The 17,963-nt window shown below is 67.6% G+C and carries 22 protein-coding genes; 21 read left to right on the top strand and 1 reads right to left on the bottom strand.

Annotation, left to right across the window (positions count from 1 at the left end; all coding sequences use genetic code 11):
* The first annotated feature begins 583 nt into the window (after window positions 1-583).
* From HNO88_RS10615 to HNO88_RS10515, 21 genes are all read left to right on the top strand, one after another.
* Window positions 584-1,711, top strand: a complete 1,128-nt coding sequence (locus HNO88_RS10615) for an EscU/YscU/HrcU family type III secretion system export apparatus switch protein (RefSeq protein ID WP_184244906.1) — start codon at window positions 584-586, stop codon at window positions 1,709-1,711.
* Window positions 1,712-1,741: 30 nt separating this feature from the next.
* Complete coding sequence (locus tag HNO88_RS10610) at window positions 1,742-2,074, top strand: FliO/MopB family protein (protein WP_184244904.1); 333 nt, start codon at window positions 1,742-1,744, stop codon at window positions 2,072-2,074.
* The gene (locus HNO88_RS10605; RefSeq protein WP_184244902.1) at window positions 2,071-2,721 is read left to right on the top strand and encodes a hypothetical protein; all 651 of its coding nucleotides are present in this window, start codon (window positions 2,071-2,073) and stop codon (window positions 2,719-2,721) included. The genes HNO88_RS10610 and HNO88_RS10605 overlap by 4 nt, the downstream gene beginning before the upstream one ends.
* A gap of 3 nt (window positions 2,722-2,724) precedes the next feature.
* Complete coding sequence (locus tag HNO88_RS10600; protein ID WP_184244900.1) at window positions 2,725-3,051, top strand: FliM/FliN family flagellar motor switch protein; 327 nt, start codon at window positions 2,725-2,727, stop codon at window positions 3,049-3,051.
* Between the two features lie 4 nt (window positions 3,052-3,055).
* Window positions 3,056-3,706, top strand: coding sequence for a type III secretion system export apparatus subunit SctR (sctR, locus tag HNO88_RS10595; protein ID WP_184244898.1), 651 nt, complete (start codon window positions 3,056-3,058; stop codon window positions 3,704-3,706).
* A 168-nt stretch (window positions 3,707-3,874) separates the two neighbouring features.
* A complete protein-coding gene (gene sctS, locus HNO88_RS10590) occupies window positions 3,875-4,144 on the top strand; it encodes a type III secretion system export apparatus subunit SctS (protein WP_184244896.1) in 270 nt (89 codons plus the stop codon).
* 1 nt (window position 4,145) lies between these two features.
* Window positions 4,146-4,931 (top strand): type III secretion system export apparatus subunit SctT, encoded by a 786-nt coding sequence (sctT, locus tag HNO88_RS10585; RefSeq protein WP_312857051.1) that lies wholly within the window; start codon window positions 4,146-4,148, stop codon window positions 4,929-4,931.
* Window positions 4,928-5,287, top strand: coding sequence for a helix-turn-helix transcriptional regulator (locus HNO88_RS10580; RefSeq protein ID WP_184244894.1), 360 nt, complete (start codon window positions 4,928-4,930; stop codon window positions 5,285-5,287). The genes sctT and HNO88_RS10580 overlap by 4 nt, the downstream gene beginning before the upstream one ends.
* A 175-nt stretch (window positions 5,288-5,462) precedes the next feature.
* Window positions 5,463-6,065 carry a hypothetical protein gene (locus HNO88_RS10575; RefSeq protein WP_184244887.1) on the top strand — a complete coding sequence of 201 codons (603 nt, stop codon included), beginning with the start codon at window positions 5,463-5,465 and terminating at the stop codon, window positions 6,063-6,065.
* 80 nt (window positions 6,066-6,145) lie between these two features.
* Entirely contained in the window at window positions 6,146-6,925 is a 780-nt protein-coding gene (locus HNO88_RS10570) for a DUF6683 family protein (protein ID WP_184244885.1), read from the top strand.
* Between the two features lie 90 nt (window positions 6,926-7,015).
* A complete protein-coding gene (locus HNO88_RS10565; RefSeq protein WP_184244883.1) occupies window positions 7,016-7,282 on the top strand; it encodes a hypothetical protein in 267 nt (88 codons plus the stop codon).
* Between the two features lie 60 nt (window positions 7,283-7,342).
* Entirely contained in the window at window positions 7,343-7,657 is a 315-nt protein-coding gene (locus HNO88_RS10560; protein ID WP_184244881.1) for a hypothetical protein, read from the top strand.
* A gap of 99 nt (window positions 7,658-7,756) precedes the next feature.
* On the top strand, window positions 7,757-8,215 hold the full coding sequence (locus HNO88_RS10555; RefSeq protein WP_184244880.1) for an endonuclease domain-containing protein: 459 nt from the start codon (window positions 7,757-7,759) through the stop codon (window positions 8,213-8,215).
* A gap of 75 nt (window positions 8,216-8,290) precedes the next feature.
* A complete protein-coding gene (locus HNO88_RS10550) occupies window positions 8,291-8,725 on the top strand; it encodes a hypothetical protein (protein WP_184244878.1) in 435 nt (144 codons plus the stop codon).
* A 55-nt stretch (window positions 8,726-8,780) separates the two neighbouring features.
* Window positions 8,781-9,695, top strand: a complete 915-nt coding sequence (locus HNO88_RS10545; protein ID WP_184244876.1) for a DUF1521 domain-containing protein — start codon at window positions 8,781-8,783, stop codon at window positions 9,693-9,695.
* Between the two features lie 28 nt (window positions 9,696-9,723).
* The gene (locus tag HNO88_RS10540) at window positions 9,724-11,019 is read left to right on the top strand and encodes a DNA/RNA non-specific endonuclease (protein ID WP_184244874.1); all 1,296 of its coding nucleotides are present in this window, start codon (window positions 9,724-9,726) and stop codon (window positions 11,017-11,019) included.
* A gap of 20 nt (window positions 11,020-11,039) precedes the next feature.
* Window positions 11,040-11,435, top strand: a complete 396-nt coding sequence (locus HNO88_RS10535) for a hypothetical protein (RefSeq protein ID WP_184244872.1) — start codon at window positions 11,040-11,042, stop codon at window positions 11,433-11,435.
* 712 nt (window positions 11,436-12,147) lie between these two features.
* Entirely contained in the window at window positions 12,148-13,590 is a 1,443-nt protein-coding gene (locus HNO88_RS10530; RefSeq protein WP_184244871.1) for a hypothetical protein, read from the top strand.
* A 30-nt stretch (window positions 13,591-13,620) separates the two neighbouring features.
* Complete coding sequence (locus HNO88_RS10525; protein ID WP_184244869.1) at window positions 13,621-14,052, top strand: hypothetical protein; 432 nt, start codon at window positions 13,621-13,623, stop codon at window positions 14,050-14,052.
* 78 nt (window positions 14,053-14,130) lie between these two features.
* Window positions 14,131-15,867 (top strand): LysM peptidoglycan-binding domain-containing protein, encoded by a 1,737-nt coding sequence (locus HNO88_RS10520; protein WP_184244867.1) that lies wholly within the window; start codon window positions 14,131-14,133, stop codon window positions 15,865-15,867.
* A gap of 19 nt (window positions 15,868-15,886) precedes the next feature.
* The gene (locus HNO88_RS10515; protein ID WP_184244865.1) at window positions 15,887-16,789 is read left to right on the top strand and encodes a hypothetical protein; all 903 of its coding nucleotides are present in this window, start codon (window positions 15,887-15,889) and stop codon (window positions 16,787-16,789) included.
* A 233-nt stretch (window positions 16,790-17,022) separates the two neighbouring features.
* Here HNO88_RS10515 and HNO88_RS10510 read toward each other — a convergent pair whose 3' ends face one another.
* On the bottom strand, window positions 17,023-17,913 hold the full coding sequence (locus HNO88_RS10510) for a LysR family transcriptional regulator (RefSeq protein WP_184244863.1): 891 nt from the start codon (window positions 17,911-17,913) through the stop codon (window positions 17,023-17,025).
* Window positions 17,914-17,963: the final 50 nt, after the last annotated feature.

The raw sequence follows: 17,963 nt of genomic DNA, 5'->3' as shown, positions 1-17,963 counted from the left end.
ATACGCGCAGGCTGACGATCGTCATCTTTCGCATATCCTGACGGTGCCATGGTGGCGACGCAGAATATCGAACCAGCCATAAGCCTTGTTGAACCAGTCAAACGTGGCTGAGCACGCATCCTATACCCTCCGTACAATCACAAGTACCCACCTAGACAGGTCGCCCGACCTTCTACTGCGTCTTCATTGCCATGGATGTTTTCTGATTATTGTGTCGCCGGGATATTTGCGACGAGCCGAGGTCTGTCGTGACTGTTGCCGCCTGGAAACATCTTAGCGACAAGACGAGCCGTTTGATGCGACGAGTTGGCGAAACGACAGGAACCATGTCAGTTTAGCGAAAGGATTGTGTCGGAAATCTATCCACTTACGGCCCTTAAGTGTGCATTCGTGCACAATCCGACGAAGAATCATCGAACCGATTATTGACACTTGACTTGATATGTCTCCGCAACCTTATAAAGGCCGCATTCGGAGTCGCCCGCTCCTTCTACTGGCGCCGCTCACCATCCCATGTTGGTGACGCTCGCAACGTCCTCATCGCCATTTCTGCGTCGGCATCCTGCCGGCTCTGGAGTCTGGAATGGCCGAGAAGAATGATGGTGGTGACAAGACGGAGAAGCCGACAGCCAAGCGGCTGCTGGACGCCCGCAAGAAGGGCGACGTCGCCAAATCCAAGGACTTGTCCAGCGCGATCGGCATGGTCGCGTGGTTCGTGCTGGCGCTCGCCGGCACCGGCTTCATCGGCGGGCGGATCGCGGGATACCTGCAGGACGCGCTGACCGGCGCGACCCAGGGCTCGTTCGAGAGCACCGCGACGGCGCTGGGCTGGAGCGGCCTGTGGCTGGTGCTGCTCGCCGGCGCGCTCACGCTGATCCCCGCCGCGCTCGTGGGCCTGGCGGGCGAGTTCTTCCAGGTCGGCGCGATGCTGACGACCGAGAAGCTGAAGCCGGGCCTCGACAAGCTGAACCCGGTCGCCGGCATCCAGAAGATGTTCAGCCTCGACAACTTGTTCGAGCTGCTGAAGACGCTGTTCAAGGCCCTGCTGATTTTAGCCATCACCGGCGTGGTCATGGCCGGGGCCATGGACAGGTATGCCGAGATCCTGGGCGCGGCCGGGTGGAGCCCGCTGACATCCATCGGGCCCTCCGTTGCCGCCGCCTCGTTCGACCTCATGCAGTCGCTGACGATGCAGCTGATCGCGGGCACCTTCGGCGTGTTTCTGCTCGTCGCCTTCGCGGACCGCGTGTGGACGCAGCAGCGCTTCATCAAGAAGCTGATGATGAGCCGACGCGACATCCGCCAGGAGCACAAGGACAACGAGGGCGACCCGATGCTCAAGGGTCAGCGTAAGCAGATGCATGAGGAGTGGGCGAACCAGAACGCGGTTGCCGCAGCGGGAACCGCCAACGTGCTGCTGACCAACCCGACCCACCTCGCCATCGCGCTCGACTACGATCCGGCCGAGTGCCCGGTGCCGGTGATCGCGGCCAAGGGCGAAGGCCCGCTCGCTGCCGCGATGCGGGCGCGGGCGGAAGAGGAAGGCGTGCCGATCGTGCGCAACGTGCCGCTGGCTCGGACGATCTGGTCGACCTCGGGCGTGAACGAACTGGTGCCGCAGGAACACTTCGACGCGATCGCCGAAATCATCCTGTGGGCGAAGCAAGCACGCGACGGCAAGGCGCCGCGCGAACGGGAGGACGCGGAATGATGGAGAACAGGGCATGACGGAGAACGGGACATGAGCTTCGGCGCGGTATTCTCCAGCTTGCTGGCGGTCGTCTTCGCGCTGGTCCTGGTGCTGGCGCTGGCCTGGGGTGCGATCAAGCTGCTGCGCACCTGGCAGGACAAGTTCCAGTCGCGCGGCGAGGAAGGCGGCGAGCCGATCCGCTTCTTGCGCGCCATGCCGCTCGGCCAGAACGAGCGTGTCGCGCTGATCGAAGCGCAAGGCGAGGTCATGCTGGTGGGCGTCACCAGCGGCTCGATCACCCTGCTTGCGCGATGGCCCGACGATGCACCCGTTGCGCGCGACATGCGCCCGCCGCTGCGGCCCTATCCGGGAGATCCGGCATGAGCGCGCTCACCGGGCTGCCCTACTTGGAGCCTGCCGAGGCGCAGCTTCGCAGCGACCTCCTCGCCGCGCTGAACGGGATCGAAGCGGGCGGCGCCCTGCTTTGCGCCACCATACGCACCCTGCCCCCTCGGGTGAGCTGGTTTACCTGCCGCGACGCACTGGCCTTCGCGATCGAGCGCCTGGGGGGCCAGCCGCTCCATCTGCGCGCCGACGATGGCGTGCGCGCAGCCGAGTGCCTGGAAGCGGCCGAGCCCCTGCTGCGCGCCATCGAATGGGCGCTGGACGTTGAACTCGAGCCCGAGACTATCGGCGACGGTTCACCCGGGGCAGGCTCGCTCTGGCTATGCGTGGAGACAGGCGACGCAAGCGATCGCATCCATCTCGCCATTCCGCGCGACATGCGCCTGATCGTGACACCGGCGCCGCTCGCGCCGCAGCTGATCGAGGACGTGCCCATCTCCGCGCAGCTCACGCTTTCGGGGCCGCGCCTCGCGCCAATGGAAGCGGCGCAGCTGGCGGAGGGGGACGTCCTGCTGCTTGGCGAAGCGCCGCTCACGGGCGCCATCCGCTTTCTCGATCGGCCAGCGATCGCCGGCCTGTTCGAACCGGCCGCGCGCCGCTTCACCCCACTCTCCATCCAGGAGTAAGCCATGACCGATGCGTTCATCAGCGATCCCCGCGAGGCAGCGGAGCACGCGCCCGACACCTCGCCCGAAACCAGTCCCGGCGAGGCCCAAACCTCAGTCCGCCCTGGCCAGGACAGCGGCTTCAGCGTCGCGCTGACGCTGGAGCTCGAAACCATGCACGTGCCGCTCAATCGCTTGCAAGCGCTGCGTGAAGGCGCCGTCCTGCCGCTCGACGCCAGCGAGGGACCGATCCCGGTTCGCGTCGTCGCCGGAGGGCGCACGATCGCGCGCGGCACGCTGGTGAACGTGGGGCCGGGCTACGGCGTGCTCATCGGACCCGAGGAGGGCTGACGCGATGGATCTTGCCAGCTTCTCCCCCGGTTCCGCCCTCGTCGTCGTCATCCTGCTGGCGCTGGCGCCGTTCTTCGCGGTGATGGTGACCTCCTTCACCAAGATCGTCGTCGTGCTCAGCCTGGTGCGCAATGCCCTGGGCCTGCAGCAGGTCCCGCCCAACATCGTCCTCAACGGGCTGGCGCTGATCCTGTCGCTTTATGTCATGTACCCCACCGTGCAGCAGATGCAGGCGGCTTCAGGCGCGCAAGGCATTCCGGCGCAGACCGCGGAGCTTTTCACCTCCGCCGACCGCGCCAAGGAACCCTTGCGCAAGTTCCTGGTCGACCACAGCGACCCGGACGAGCGCCAGTTCCTGCAACGCGTGCAGGCCAAGGTGGCGGCGAAATCGGGCACGCCGGCAGCTTCGGCCAACGACTTCGTGGTGGTGATCCCGGCCTTCGTGGTCCGCGAGCTGACCGTCGCCTTTCAGATCGGGTTCCTGATCTTCCTGCCGTTCCTGGTAATCGACCTGGTCATATCGAACATCCTGCTGGCGATGGGCATGATGATGCTCAGTCCCGTGACGATATCGCTGCCGTTCAAGCTGCTGTTGTTCGTGCTGGTGGATGGTTGGGTGAAGCTCAGTCACGGGTTGGTGCTGAGTTATACGTGATCCGCAGCACACGTGGCGTCTCGCACATCCCTTTTTCGTCATTCCCGCGAACGCGGGAATCCATCTCCAGGTGGTCCCTTTGACGCGAGGTCAGGAGATGGATCCCGGCCTCCGCGGGGATGACGAAGCGGGAACCAGAATGAAGCCGAGCAACATGAGGACCGCCCCATGAACCAGGACATCGTCGGCATCACCACCGAGGCCTTGTGGCTGGTGCTGCTGCTCTCCGCGCCACCGATCATCGCCGCATCCGCCGTCGGCCTGCTGGTGGCGGTGGTGCAGGCGGCGACGCAGTTGCAGGAGCAGACGCTGCAGTTCACGCTCAAATTTTTTGCGATCGTGGCGACGCTGTTCGTCACCGCCTCGCTGGTAGGCGGCAGTCTCTACCAGTACACGGACCGGATCTTCACCGGCTTCCCGGCGATGGTGCATCGCTGAGGTGGAGCAGACCGGATCCTGGATGGACGGCGCGCTGCTGATCGCGCTGTGCTCGGCGCGGTTCGGCGCGGCCTTCGTGCTGGTGCCGATCTTTGCGCAACAGACGATCCCGGCGATGGTGCGCAACAGCGTGATCCTGGTGCTGGGCGGGCTGGTCTATTACTCGCACCCGCCGATCGACCCCGCCGCACTGGGCGCATTCGGCTGGGCGAGGCTGCTGCTCAAGGAAGCGGCCACGGGGCTGGTGATCGGCTTCTTCTTCGGCACCATCCTGTGGGCCATGGAGGCGGCGGGCGAAGTGATCGACGCCAAGATCGGTGCAACAATCGGCCAGGTTCTCGAGCCGCTGGGCGGCAACATGACCTCGCTCAACGGCGCGCTGCTCGGCCGTCTCGCCAATGTCATCTTCGCCGCGGCGGGCGGCATCATCCTGCTTGTCGGAACGGTGATGGAAAGCTTCGCGATCTGGCCGATGACCGCCGACTGGCCCAGCCTCGACGCTCGCGGCCTTGCCGTTTTCGAGAACGAGTTCGGTCGCCTGATGGCGCTGATCGCGCTGTTCTCGGCGCCGGTGCTGGTGTTCCTCTATGTCATCGACGCGGGGCTGGGACTGCTCAACCGCTTCGCCCAGCAGCTGAACGTGTTCTCGCTCTCGCTCTCGATCAAGAATTGGGCGGCGACGCTGCTGCTGGTCATGCTGCTGCCGCTATTCGCGCAGGCCGTGGTGCAGGAACTCGCGTCTCGCGACACGATCGTGCGCCGCGTCATTGGAGCGCTCGCACGATGACTTCAGACACGCCAGGCGAGATGCCCGAGGACGAGGCCCGCGTCCGTGAACTGATGCGGCTGCTGCGCAAGGCCGACGAGGCCGCGGGCGAGGAGCAGGTGCTGGGCGAGTTCCGCATCCCGCGCTCGCGCATCCCCGCGCGCCACTCCGGCACGATCGGATCGCTGACGAAGACAGAGGTCGCGGTGCTGCGGTTCCTCGGCTGGGGCCGCGCCAATGCCGACATCGCGACCTTGCTGGCGATCAGCGAGAACACCGTCCGCGTCCACCTGAACAACATGTGCGGCAAGCTGCAGCTCGATGGGGTGCGCGAACTGAACGCGCTCGCCGGCCTGCTCTTCCACCCGCTGACATGATGCCCTCCTCCCTAAGCGATCCGACTAGGCCGCTAGTCGGATCGGTGAGGGCGGCGGAATTCGGGATGCGCCATACAGTCGTTGTCGATGTCGCCCCCCTGTTCGGACGTCGGCTCGTTTTCTCAAAGAACCTCTGGTGAGATCCAGGGTTCGCAATCGCCAAGGAGACACAGTTATGTTCGGCATCGGCGGCTTCAACCCGATCAGCATCCTCGCCACCACCGCGCTCGGCCCGCTGGGCGGCATCGCCTCGCAGCTCCTGACGCAGCTCGCCTCGAGCGTCGGCCAGCAGATTCTCCAATCGGTCGGCGAGAAGCTGGGTCTGCCCCAGTCGACCATCGACCTTGCCCAGGGCGTGTTCGCCGGCTCGATCGGCGATGCGCAGGGCGCCAAGCTCAACCTGACCGAAGCCGTCGATCAGCTCGGTGACTTCTACGGCGCCTCGCCGACCGAGAAGGGCGACGTGGAGCGTCAGCTCGCCGACTACGTCAACGAGGCCGCTACCTCGCTGGCCGAAGGCAAGGACGCCAAGGAAGCCCGTGCGACCGGCGGCCAGAGCTGGCTGATGGCGCTCGCCGCCACGCTTGGCGAAACCTCCGACAAGCTCGCCGGCGAGCTCGAGGATCTGAGCCGCACGCTGGGCGAAGGCGAGAACAAGTCGTCGCAGAACCTGCTGTTCGGCGCGAAGTCGCAGGAATTCTCGCAGTTCTTCAGCTCGGCCAACACGGTCATCAAGGCCATCGGCGAAGCGCTCGCTTCGGGTGCTCGCAAGCAGTAACCGCTGCAAAGCCAAGGGAACGCCGCTCCGGGGATCACCCCCGGGGCGGCTTCTCGCGTTTTCACCAAGGAGGACAGACAGTGACCAAAGCCTTCAAGATCCTGATGCTGGGCGCGTCGATTGTCGCCGGCGTGAGTTCGGCCCATGCCCAGGTAGACTGGAGCGGCATGATCCAGACCGAGGCGATGAACAGCGCCATCGAAGACGCATCACGCGGCGGCGGATCGCGCGCACACCGTCCGGCTGGCAGCACGGGTACCTCGCTGATGTCGGGTCTTGCCCAAAGTTTCGCGGCGCAGACCGGGCCCGGTACAACTCCGGCCATGGCCGAGGTATCTGGCCGATATACGCCCAGCCCCGCCGTGCGGCAGAAGCTCGCGCAGATCATGGGCGATGCTGCCGCCAAGCAGGATGCGGCCGCGGGCGCGGATATGCGCAAGCTCGTCCTCTCGGGCGAGGCGGTGAAGCGGTATGGAAGCATGGCGCCATCGATGGGACTGCGCGCGAACGATGCCGTCGATGCCTTCGCGTTCTACATGCTGGCGCAATGGGGCGTGGCGAACGACTATCGCGAGATGTTCACGCGAGCCCAGGTCGCGGGCGTCCGCCGCCAGGCCGCGAATGCCTATGCCGGCGTGGCGGACCAGCTTGCCACCGATGCGCTGCGGCAGGAATTCGGCGAGATGCTGGTCGTCCAGGGCATGGCGATGTCCGGCGTGCATGAGACGGCAGTGCAGAAGGGCGACGAGGCCACCGCCGCGCGCGCGGCCCAGCTTGCCCGCAAGGGCGGCGTGCGCATCTTTACGATGGACCCGACGACGATCGAGCTCACCGAGGCCGGCTTCCGCAAGAAGGGCTGACCGGCCCGCAGCCATGGCCGCATAGTCGAAGCGATTATGGCTGGCGCCCGGCGAAGCGGCCATGCTGCCATTGCAACTGGAGGAAGACCCATGCTGTTCTATCTCGGCGTCAACGTCCCGGTCGTGAACCTCGGTGTCGGGGTCACGAACATGAGCCCGCACGCGGCGGACAGCGACCGTGCCGTGCAGCAGGTGCACGATTCGGGTGACGTCGTGCGCGATGCGGGGCGGCCTTCGCCCTCCACTCGTCGCGAAGGAACGCTCGACCGCCTGATCGGAACCCCCTCTCCGCTTGACGAATTGCTGCGCGACGACACACTCGGCCTAGGTTCACAAAGCCGCGACAATTCGTGGTGATAAGCTCCCGATGAAGCGGCCCGACGACGCGGTCCGCGCCTCAGCGCTGGAGATCGATCGATGCGCACCATCCCATTGCTCGCAGCAGCCGCCCTCGTGACCACGGCTCCGTTCACCCCCGCGTCCGCGCAAGTGGACTGGGGCTCGATGATCCAGTCCGAAGCCATGGGCAGCGCCATCGCCGAAGCCGGCCGCGAAGGATCGCGTGCCTCCTCCCGTCCCCGCGCGCGCAGCCGGGTCGCCACCAGCGGCACCTCGCAGTCGCGCGCGCAGGCACGTTCTTCGTGCAGACGTATCCGCGGCTGGGCGGCTGAAGGGCGCGACCTTCCCGATCTTGGCCGCATGCTGCGGCTCTGCGAGCAGAACGGGTACTGACTCTCCGCCGGCTGAGCGGTCCTCCTTCTGATCCTCCCCGAGCTTGTCTCGGGGAGGGGGACCGCACGCGTAGCGGGTGGTGGAGGGGGAAATCGAGCGATGCTGAAGGACCAGGCGCCGAAGCCGCATTGCGGCGCGATCCCGAAAGCGCGAAAACACCGCAGGACCCTGTCGCTCCCTGAAGTGCTGCTCTGGCAGGAACTACGCAAGCGTCCTCAGGGGCTGAAGTTCCGTCGGCAGCATCCCAGCGGGGCCTATATCCTCGACTTCTACTGCGCGGATGCGAGGCTGGCGATAGAGGTGGACGGTGGTGCGCATGACTATGGCGATCGCCCGCAACGCGACGCTGCTCGCGACGCGTGGTTTGCGCGCGCCGGAATCGCAACCTTGCGGATCGCGGCGCGGGATGTGCTTGGCGACTTGGAGGGCGCGATAACCGGGGTTCTTGCCGCCTGCGTTGCGCGATTGCCCCTCCACCACCCCGCAGTGCGGGGCGGTCCCCCTCCCCGAGACGAGCTCGGGGAGGAACTGGATAGGCTCTCTAATCGATCCGACTAGCCGCCTAATCGGATCGCGGAGCGCGCTGCCGCTGCGGCTGTGCTCTTATCCTGGTCGAACCAACGGATACCGACCATGAGCATCGAGCGCCTTTCCCTCTCCGCCATCAACCCCATCGCCGCGACCGGCATCGCTTCGTCCGGCGCGCTGGTGGGGGCTACAGCCAAGGCGGTCGCGTTCGAGGTGCTCGGCCGGCTGGGCGACCAGTTCCTGCAAGCCGCTGCGCAAGGGCCGGGCATCGCTGGCCAGCCCTACCCGATCGGCGATTGGGCCGAGGCGCTCGGCGGCCAGCTCGGCGCGACGCCGTTGCAGACGCTGGAGCTCGAACGCGGCCTTGGCGCCCTCGCCGGTGCGCTCGCTTCGGACATGGCCTCGCTCGCCGATGGCCGCACCCTCGATCGCCTCGATGCCGCGCTTGTCGCGCTCGGCGACGCCGCGCTTCCCGCCGATGCGAGCACGCTCGCGCAAGGCTTCGAAGACCTTGCGTCGCACATCGCGCAAGCCCGCTGACCACCCCCGCACGACCCGCCGGCCATCCGGCCCCTCACGGCAAAGGACCAGGACAATGACCGACATCCAGTTCAACACCAACATCACCGTGAACGCATTCTTCGGCGCGCAAGCCGGCGCCGGCCTCTTCGGCGGCCGCCCGGTCGAGGGCTTCCAGACCGCGCTGGGCAACGGCATCAACGCGCTGTTCGCCGCCAAGCTCGCGTCCGGGCCATTCGCCAGCCCCATGCTGCCCAGCCTGTTCTCTATCGTCGGCGGCATGTTCGCGCAGGCGGCGCAGAACCAGGCGCCCGTCTTCCAGCCGGCGCCCGACGCGCAGTGGACCGCCTCGCTGCAAGGCGAAGGCCAGGCCGCGATCGACCTGGGCGATGGCTACTCGCTCGACATCGACGAGTCCAACTCGCAGATCCTGATCACCAATGCCGAGACCGGCGAGACCACCCGCATCTGGGGCGACCCGCATGTCGATGTGGACGGCAAGCACGTCTACGATTTCTGGGGCAAGACCACCTTCACGCTGGAGAACGGCACCAAGATCACCATCGACACCGAGCAGGGCCACGGCAACCCGGACGTCTACTTCGCCTCGAAGCTGACCGTCACCAAGGGCGACCAGGCGCTGGTGATCGACGGGGTCAGCCAGCAGACCAAGGGCGACCTCTCGGTCTCGCTGTCGAACAACGGCCAGGCGCTCGATGCAGCGACGGGCGATGGCTTCGTCCTGCACGAGAACGCCAGCGGTTCGGGCTGGCGTTCGGAGCTGACCGGCCAAGTCGCCACCCAGGCCGATCTCAACGCGACCAAGCCGGGCGCGCTCTATGGCCCGGGCAGCGACACGCCAGGCCTCGGCGAGCTGAGCGACGTGCTCTCCACCTTCCTGTTCTTCGGCTTCGCCGCGGATCTGGGCGATGCGGTGCGCGGCAGCGGCCGCCCGTCGGACCAGCTGAACTTCCAGGCCCTGTTCGCCTGAACCCGACTTGATACAAGCGAGACCTGCCATGATTTCAGCCACCGATAGTGCGGCCAACGCCTCGGCCACCGGCGCTTCGAGCACGAGCAACACCGCGCAGCACCTTGCGGCGCAGTATTCCGGGCCGGGCGGCTACGACATGGCGGGTCTCGCCTCCAACCTCTCGCAGCAGCAGCAGAGCGATCCGGCCGGCGCCGCGCGCACGATGGCGCAGCTCGAGGGGCTGATGACCCCGGTCGAGCGCGGCCAGTTCGCCGCCGCGGTCGATGCGGCCAACGACAACGTGGGCAGCACGCCGGCTCCTGCGCCCACTGCGGCGCCGGCGGGCCCCGATCCGGTACAGCTCGGGCTCGACCTCGGGCAGATGGCGCTCGACATCACCGGCATCGTCGATCCCACTCCGGTTTCGGACGGCAGCAATGCGGTGATCTCGGTCGGCCGGTCGATCGGCTCGCTGTTCTCGGGCGACTTCGGCGAAGCGGGCGGTCACTTGCTGAACGCCGGCATCTCGGCCGTGGCGATCGTTCCGGCGCTGGGCGATGTCGCCAAGGCGGGCAAGATCGGCAAGTGGGCGCAGACCGTGGCCGACAGCGTCAGCGCCATCGCCCACAACCCGGCGGCTCGCGCCGCGCTCGAACCGGCGCTGCGCACCATCAGGGATGCGATCGACAAGATCCCGCAGTCCGCGCTCGATGCCCTCCCCTCCAGCGCGCGCGAGTCGATCGAAGGCATGAAGCGCCAGCTGGACGACCACTTCGCGCCGCCTGCCTCGACGACTTCGGGCACGACCTCGGCACGCGCCGCCGACGTGGCGCAGGCGGGCGTCCACACCGCGAAGGTCGGTGCCAACAGCGTCGAGTGGACCGTCGATGCCAACGGCTATCCCAAGCATGTCGAGGCGACGCTGTCAGAGTTGCAGCCTTCGGGCACGCCGCGCTCCTCGGCCGAGACCACGGCGCAGGACCAGGTGCGCGGGCGCGGGATCGACGGCGACGATGCCGGCCATGTCATTGGCCACCGCTTCCTGGGCGACCAGGGCACGCGCAACATGTTCCCGCAGCAATTCAACTTCAACCGGGGCGCCTACAAGACGATGGAGAACGAGTGGGCCGCCTGGATCGACCATGGCGGCACGGTGAAGGCCAAAGTCGACCTGCTGGGCGGCACGGCCGAGCGGCCCGACCAGGTCAAGGTGACCTACGAAGTGTTCAACGATGCCGGCAAGCGCGTCTTCCGCAACACGGACGTATTCGACAACGCCGCGGGCCAGAGCTTCGACCGGGTGCCGACCGACAACATCGCCAGCCTGTTGCAGAGCCGATGACTCCGGTACAGGCTGAAGCCATGACCGTTCAGTTCGATTCCGAAGCCGCCAGCGCGCTCGTCACCCAATTGGGCGGCCAGATCGTGCGCGATCCGTTCTACCAGTCGGAGCCGTGGGACCAGCTTTCGCTGGTGATCGAGCTGGACGGGCGCAAGCGCATGTTCGGCTACGTATACAGCGCGGGCGACTGGGAAGCCGCCGGGCCCGACGGGATCGAGCCGCTCGAGACGGCGGGCAAGCTGCGCGAGGCCATGCAGCTGCAAGGCAAGGCGCCCTGGAAGAAGTGCCTTGTCACCATCGACCGCGCGAGCGCGAAGATCGACATCGACTTCGACTACGATGGCTCCAAGTGGGTGCCGGACATGGCCGATCCCGGTGCTTTCGCAATGGGGCTGAAGCCCGCCAAGCGCGGTTGATATCCGCTCCCTCATCTTCAGAGGAGGGGTCTGGGCACGGCTCCGTCTCCGCTGGCGAGCGCGGATCTTACGCCAATGGGAAAACACGACGGACGTGCGGCCGGCGCTGGCCTGGCACGACAGGCTTGGCTCGCGTTCCATCTCGCGACCGGCCGACGGGGGAACGCGAAAGCGGACCGTCAGCTCGACCTCTGTTCGCGAAGCGCCGGCGTGAGAGGCTCGCAAGATAGCGCCGGCCCTTTTCCCGGGCGGCGTATCTTCAGCGGAAGATGGGCGGGCCGGGATGGATATAGCTTCGCATCGGGTGCAGGCGCCCGTCTGGAGCGCCGTCCGCATGGTGCGGGTCTGGAGAGAGAACGTCTTCGCTCACCCGCACCCGCCGTGTGTCGGATCGCTCCAACGCTGCGGCTTGTAACCCGATTGGCACTTTCTGTCAAGCTTTCTTGCCGCACTTTCTTTTCGTCATTCCCGCGAAAGCGGGAATCCATCTCCAGGTGAATCCTTTTACGCCACCTCGGGAGATGGACCCCCGCCTTCGCCGGGATGACCAACATAAGAAGTACCGCGACCAGCACGAGGAAGGGGAGCGTTCAAACCCATCCACCTCACCCTAATCGATCCGACTACGCCCTCTAATCGGATCGCGCAGCCACTTCCCCGCCGCGATCGGCCATGATCCGCCCTGCGAACGCCACAACCAGGTGCCTTAGCCATGACCGATCCCATCCAGAGCGCCACCCAGGTCATCGACTGCCGCATGTCCAGCGGGTTCCTGAACCCGGTCACCCACGACGACATCCGCGCGGTCACCGACCAGATCTCCGCCCTACCCGCAGCCGACGCGGACCGGTTGGTCGATCAGCTCGCCGCCGAAGGCAGGCTCGACCGCATCGCCGAGGAGGCGATGGACGGCTCGATCCTGGGCATGGGCGGGCTCAGCACCGACGAGCGGCAGAGCTTCTTCGCCGACATGGCGGACAAGCTGGACGGCGCCAGCCTGGCCACGCTGAGCAACGCCTTCGCCAAGACAGGCGGCGATTCGCAAGGCTACACGCCGGTGACCGAGTTGGGATCGGCGATCGCGACCCATGCCGCGCCGCAGACCAGAGTGGACTACCTGGGGCAGATCGCGGGCGGCGCCGGAACCGGGAGCCATAGCGACGTTGGCTTCGGCTACAGCGGCGTCAACCTGGTCGATGCCGAGGCGCGCGCGGCGGGCGAAGTGCTCGGCTCGCTGCAAGGCAGCTTCGCGCAAAGCGGCTTCCAGGCGCTGGGCAGCCGCTTGCCCGACGTGCTCACCTCCGCCATCGATGGCGACATGACCACGGTCGCAGGAATGGGCGGCTCGGCCACGACGGTAAGCTGGAACGCGGACAACTTCGAGGCGATCATGGGCGCGGCGGCCAGCACCGGCGATGCCGATCTGAAGGCCCAGGTCTTCGATGCCGGCGTCGACACGCTGCGCTCGGTCCGCGACACCAACACGATCATCGGCGGGCTCACCGTCGTCGGCAAGGACGACGCCCTGCGCACGATGACCGATGGCCTGACCGCGATCGTCGACAGTGACACCACCGGCGTCATGCGCGAGCTGACGATGAACGGCACCACGCGTGATGGCAGCGACTTCGCCGCCTACGCCAAGGAAATGCTGAACCAGGGTCGCGAGGCGGAACTGGGCACGCAGATGGGCCGCCTGCAAGTGGGCAACGACGGCACCGAGAACGCCGTCGACCGGCTGTATCGCAGCGAAGTGGTGCCCAACACCGATCGCCAGACCCGGCTGCCCAACGCAGCCGCGCTCGGCTACTTCGTCGGCGGCGTCTCCGCTGCGGTCAAGTCGATCGACGCCGATGTCGCGAGCCAGCAGGCGAGCACTACCGCCGTGCTCAAGTCCGCCCTCACCGTCGTCGACAAGGCGCGGGTCGGCGGACCGGCTGCGCTGGCGGTCGGAACCGCGGCGAGCGTCGCCAAGGAGTGGGTGCAGTTCGCGGTGAACTCGGCTATCGAGAACCCCAACGCGGACGCCGCGGTGACGCTCGCGCGCGCCGCGCTGCCGATCGATGCAAGCACGGGGGAGACCGGCGTGGGTTCGGCCGTCATGAGCGACTTCGAGGACACGCTTTCGTTCGTGTCGCAGTTCGCCCGTCCCTGAATGACGCGGCGGCTGGCGCTCTTGGCATCGATGGTGCTGCTACTTGCCAACGGCTGCGGGCACGAAGACGCCCCGCTGCCGCAAGTGCCCGCGCTGCTGGTGCAGCACCCCGAGCCGCCGCTCGGCACGGAGCTGAACGGCCGGCTGGTCCAGGCATCGGCCCAGGCGCTCGAACGGCTGGAGCCGCAGTGGGGCAAGTTCAGCCCCGCGATCTACACCACCGCAGCCTCGCAGCAGGCGCAGATACCGCAAGCCCTGCGCGCCGCGATGCCGGCGGGCTGGAAGGAGGAGGCCGTGGGCGGTGCGCTCCGCCATGCGCGACTGATCGCCTTCTCGAACGGCGACAAGCTGTTCGCGGCGGTCATCGTCGAGCCCGGCGACACGTCGGTGGTGCCGGTGCTGGTCCTGCGCAACGATCCGCTGGCGCAAGCCATGCGAGCGCAGGGTACGAGGCCGCGCTGACGTCCTCGTAGTCGCATCGATTACAGACACTTGCCCCCGCAAGGTCGAAACTGCCCACATCGGTAGATGGAGCGATCCATGAACATGCAGACCAATCTTTCCGCGTCGGGAACGCGCACCAACCTGACCCTCGAAGGTTTGCTGGCGGGCGCGGGTGGTGAGAGGTCGCTCGGCGGCTCGGCCCTCGACCGCCTGCTGAGTGCGCCCGACACGCTCTCGCACCTGGGCCCCGGCGCGAACGTGCATGTGGTCCAGCGCGGCGAGACCCTGTCGCGGATCGCGGCGCGCAGCGGCACCACGTGGCAGCGGCTGGCCGACATCAACGGCATCGCCGATCCGGACCGCATCCAGGTCGGCCAGCACATCCGCCTGCCGAGCCCTGCCTCCACCACCCATGTGGTGAAGCCGGGCGAAACGCTCTCGGCCATCGCGCAGGCCAGCGGCACGACTGTCGCCGCGATCGCGGGCCGCAACCGGATCGCCGATCCGGACCGGATCTATCCCGGACAAGCGCTCAATCTCGGCGGTCCATCACCTTCCGCCCCTGCCCGAGCGCAAGCACCGGCACCCGCCGCCCCCGCCTCCGCCCGCCCGGAGCAGGCAGGCGTACCGCAGCCGGGCGCCGCCTCGGTCGAAGCCGCCGACATCGCGGCACAGCGGGCGGCGGGGCGCTCTTCGATCGGGCGCTGCTATGCCTGGGTGAAGACGGCGCTGCAGAAATCCGGCGCGGTGAACGACTACATTCCCGGGGTCGCGGCCAAGGACGCGGGACCGGCGCTGGAGCAACGCGGCTTCGTCAACATCCTGGGCCGCCCCGGCACCGCGATCCGCTCGGCCTACGATGCTCCCAAGGGTGCGGTGCTGGTCTATGGCGCGGCCCCGGGCGCGACCGACCGCAACGCCCGGTACGGCCATATCGAGATCCGCACCGACGGCGGCTTCGCCAGCGACTACGCCTCCGCCAACGCGCGGACCGGCGCGGCGGCCAATGGCCTTACCGGGCGTGGCCGGACGCTGATCGGCGTCTACGTCAAGCCCGATGCGGGCGCGCAGGGCACGGCGCCGACGCAAGCCCCGCCGAACGTTCCAGCTGGACAAGCCCTTCCTGCCGGACAAGCCTATGCCGCCGGCAACCTCTCGCTGGGCAGGAACGAAGGCTATCGCACGGCGATCCTCGAGGCCGCCGACCGCACCGGCATGGCGCCGCAGACTGTTGCCGCGATCATCGATGCCGAGGCCTCGAAGGTCGGCGGGGTGTGGCAGGCCAACGCCCGGGCGGGCACCTCCTCCGCCACCGGGCTGACGCAGTTCCTCTCGGGCACCTGGATGGGCGAGGCGACCCGGCCCGGCAGCCTGCTCAACCAGGAAGCCAAAGCGCTCGGTCTGGTGAATGAGCGCAACCAAGTGGTGGACCGCAGCGCCTTGCTGTCCGCGCGCAACGACCCGCGTCTGTCGGTGCTCGCGGGCGCGGACTACGCCAGGCACAACCTCTCCGCCTTGCGCGAGAGCGGGCACATCGCGGCGGACGCCTCCCCCGCGGCAGTCGCCAAGTACGCCTACATCGCGCATCACGAGGGCCTGGCCGGCGCGCGCGGGTTCCTGAGCGGCGACATGTCGTACCTGCGGCCCGGCACCTTCGAGGCCAACGTGCCCGCTCGCCAGCGCGACGACTACATGGGCGCGGCCGGCGGCGACCAGGGGAACGCCTATCGCAACTGGCTGTCCGACTACATCGACCGGAATATCGACGTGACGCGCTTCATGGGCGACGCGCAGGGCGTCTCCGTGCCGCCGGTCCGCTCGCTTTATCGCTGAGAGGCGCTAGGCTGACGGCATGCGCCTGCGCCGATACGTCAGCCTGCTCGGTCTTGCCCTCGCTGCGTGCGGCGGGGGATCCCCGGGCGCAACGGCCTCGCAAGCACCGGTGGCGGACCAGGAGCAAGCGGCTCCGGATTACGCCGCTTGCCGAGACGCGGCGGGCGGAACGCCTTCCGCCATGATCGCCTGCGCCGATGCCGAGATCGCCCGCGTCGGCAGCGCTGTCGATAGCCCGGAGGCGGCCGCCGCGTTCCAGGCCGCGCTCCAGCAGCTTGGCGATGCGTACGCCGGGCCGGACGGCGGACAGGCCGCGCAAGTGACCTTCGCCGACCGCGCCGTCCGCCTGGCACGCCGCAGGGCCGAATTGCTTGCAGGCGCGGTCACCGGCAAGGCGCCCCTCCCCTCATCCGGGACGCCGCACCCGGCATGGTCCCGCAGCCGCGACCTCAGCTGCCGTGAACACCCGGTGCCGCGATGCGCGGCCCGCTACGATGCGCTGCTTGCGCTTCTCGACACCCCGGCGAAGGAGGCCGCCATGACCAGACCCGCCCCGGCCAGCGGCCTGCCCCTGCCGACCTGTGCGCAGCTCCATGCCGAAGGCAAGGTCGGCAGCGCGCTCGCCGACGCGTTCTACGCGCGTTACCCCAAGAGCCTGGCCGGAGAGCAGAGCGTCGAGGCCATGCCGCTCGACGCGGCGGCGCTCGACAACGTCGTGCGGTACCTGGCCTGCGTGGCCGGCGCGACCGACTACGACCCGGTCGTGGTCGAGAACGGGCTGGCCCTCTTCGCCAGCAAACGCCACGGCGCCGCAGCCCTGCGAGCGCTGGAGGACCTGGGCAAGAGCGCCGATCCCGCCGCCGAGGCCGCGCGACGCCTGCACGCGCAGGTCCGCGCCTATCTCGATGGAACGCCAGGGTAGCGCGAGGCGATCGCACCCGGAGCCGGAGACGGAGGGGCTACCAATCGGGACGCCACGCCACTCTGAAATTCCGACAAGCTGAAGTCCGTTCATCCGGCACGATGTTCCGCCGGTTGAACCGCACCAGGACGAGCGCTGTAGCCTCGACAACGATGGCGCCTGTGGCGGCCACCCGCCGCACGAACGCTCCTGCCGACTGGCGGTGTGCGTTCAGCGTTGTTCGCCCCTGTCGTTCAGCACCACGCGGAACCGCGTGCCCGTTCTCGCATCGCGTCTATGAACGCGCGCACCGCCGGCATCGCGGCGCGACCCGCATCGTAAAGGAGGCTTACCGGCATCGGCGGCGGCGCGTGCTCCTCCAGCACTTGCACCAGTCTCCCACTCGCTATCGCGTCGGCGGATTGATAGCTGAGCACGTTGGCCAGCCCCATGCCCGCCTCGGCCGCCGCGATCGCTCCATCGATCGTGTTGATGGTCAGGCGGGGCACGACTTCGACAGGGGAGCCTCTGCCCGCGAATGACCAGGCGTTGCCGCCACGCACGCTGCTGCCCGCTATGCAGTGGTGCCCGGTCATATCCTCTGGGTCGGCGGGTACCCCATGTGCAGCCAGGTAGTCCGGGCTCGCCACGATCGTCTGCCGCACCGACCCGATCGTCACCATGCGCAGGGCGCTGTTCGCAAGCGCACCGATCCGCACTGCCACGTCGATCCCCTCCTCGACTATACGGACGTTGCGATCGAGCAGCATCATGCGCGCGCTCAGTCCTTCGTGCCTGGCAAGCAGCGCGCCGATGGTGGGAAGCACATGCAAACGCCCGAACACGACCGGCGCGGTGACGTACAGCTGTCCACGCGGTACGGACCTCCCGCCCATCACGACCTGCTCGGCTTCGCGCAAGTCGTGCAGCACCCGCCGTGCTCGATCCAGGAAGGCCGCTCCTTCGTCGGTGAGCGAGACGGCTCGGGTCGAGCGATGGAACAGCGTGACGCCCAGGTGCCGCTCCAGCGCAGCCACTGCGCGGGTCACGGCCGGCGGCGACACCGCGAGCGCGCGGGCCGCCGCCGCGAAGCCCCGCTGATCGGCGACCGCGACGAACGCAGTCAACGTCTCGAACCGGTCCATCATTCGCCCAGGTGAAATAGTGAATGTCTCTGAGGCTGGATTATCATAAC

The organism is Novosphingobium chloroacetimidivorans (assembly GCF_014204535.1).
Taxonomy (GTDB): domain Bacteria; phylum Pseudomonadota; class Alphaproteobacteria; order Sphingomonadales; family Sphingomonadaceae; genus Novosphingobium; species Novosphingobium chloroacetimidivorans.
The sequence above is the reverse complement of the archived record's forward strand: the minus strand, read 5'-3'. Positions and strand labels throughout refer to the sequence as shown.

Coding starts and splice junctions, on each gene's coding strand:
- HNO88_RS10525 (WP_184244869.1), top strand. CDS start 13,621: ATGGTGCTGCTACTTGCCAACGGCTGCGGGCACGAAGACGCCCCGCTG.
- sctR (WP_184244898.1), top strand. CDS start 3,056: ATGGATCTTGCCAGCTTCTCCCCCGGTTCCGCCCTCGTCGTCGTCATC.
- HNO88_RS10605 (WP_184244902.1), top strand. CDS start 2,071: ATGAGCGCGCTCACCGGGCTGCCCTACTTGGAGCCTGCCGAGGCGCAG.
- sctS (WP_184244896.1), top strand. CDS start 3,875: ATGAACCAGGACATCGTCGGCATCACCACCGAGGCCTTGTGGCTGGTG.
- HNO88_RS10610 (WP_184244904.1), top strand. CDS start 1,742: ATGAGCTTCGGCGCGGTATTCTCCAGCTTGCTGGCGGTCGTCTTCGCG.
- HNO88_RS10530 (WP_184244871.1), top strand. CDS start 12,148: ATGACCGATCCCATCCAGAGCGCCACCCAGGTCATCGACTGCCGCATG.
- HNO88_RS10580 (WP_184244894.1), top strand. CDS start 4,928: ATGACTTCAGACACGCCAGGCGAGATGCCCGAGGACGAGGCCCGCGTC.
- HNO88_RS10615 (WP_184244906.1), top strand. CDS start 584: ATGGCCGAGAAGAATGATGGTGGTGACAAGACGGAGAAGCCGACAGCC.
- HNO88_RS10535 (WP_184244872.1), top strand. CDS start 11,040: ATGACCGTTCAGTTCGATTCCGAAGCCGCCAGCGCGCTCGTCACCCAA.
- HNO88_RS10550 (WP_184244878.1), top strand. CDS start 8,291: ATGAGCATCGAGCGCCTTTCCCTCTCCGCCATCAACCCCATCGCCGCG.
- HNO88_RS10520 (WP_184244867.1), top strand. CDS start 14,131: ATGAACATGCAGACCAATCTTTCCGCGTCGGGAACGCGCACCAACCTG.
- HNO88_RS10540 (WP_184244874.1), top strand. CDS start 9,724: ATGATTTCAGCCACCGATAGTGCGGCCAACGCCTCGGCCACCGGCGCT.
- HNO88_RS10600 (WP_184244900.1), top strand. CDS start 2,725: ATGACCGATGCGTTCATCAGCGATCCCCGCGAGGCAGCGGAGCACGCG.
- HNO88_RS10510 (WP_184244863.1), bottom strand. CDS start 17,913: ATGGACCGGTTCGAGACGTTGACTGCGTTCGTCGCGGTCGCCGATCAG.
- HNO88_RS10545 (WP_184244876.1), top strand. CDS start 8,781: ATGACCGACATCCAGTTCAACACCAACATCACCGTGAACGCATTCTTC.
- HNO88_RS10515 (WP_184244865.1), top strand. CDS start 15,887: ATGCGCCTGCGCCGATACGTCAGCCTGCTCGGTCTTGCCCTCGCTGCG.
- HNO88_RS10575 (WP_184244887.1), top strand. CDS start 5,463: ATGTTCGGCATCGGCGGCTTCAACCCGATCAGCATCCTCGCCACCACC.
- HNO88_RS10560 (WP_184244881.1), top strand. CDS start 7,343: ATGCGCACCATCCCATTGCTCGCAGCAGCCGCCCTCGTGACCACGGCT.
- HNO88_RS10565 (WP_184244883.1), top strand. CDS start 7,016: ATGCTGTTCTATCTCGGCGTCAACGTCCCGGTCGTGAACCTCGGTGTC.
- HNO88_RS10555 (WP_184244880.1), top strand. CDS start 7,757: ATGCTGAAGGACCAGGCGCCGAAGCCGCATTGCGGCGCGATCCCGAAA.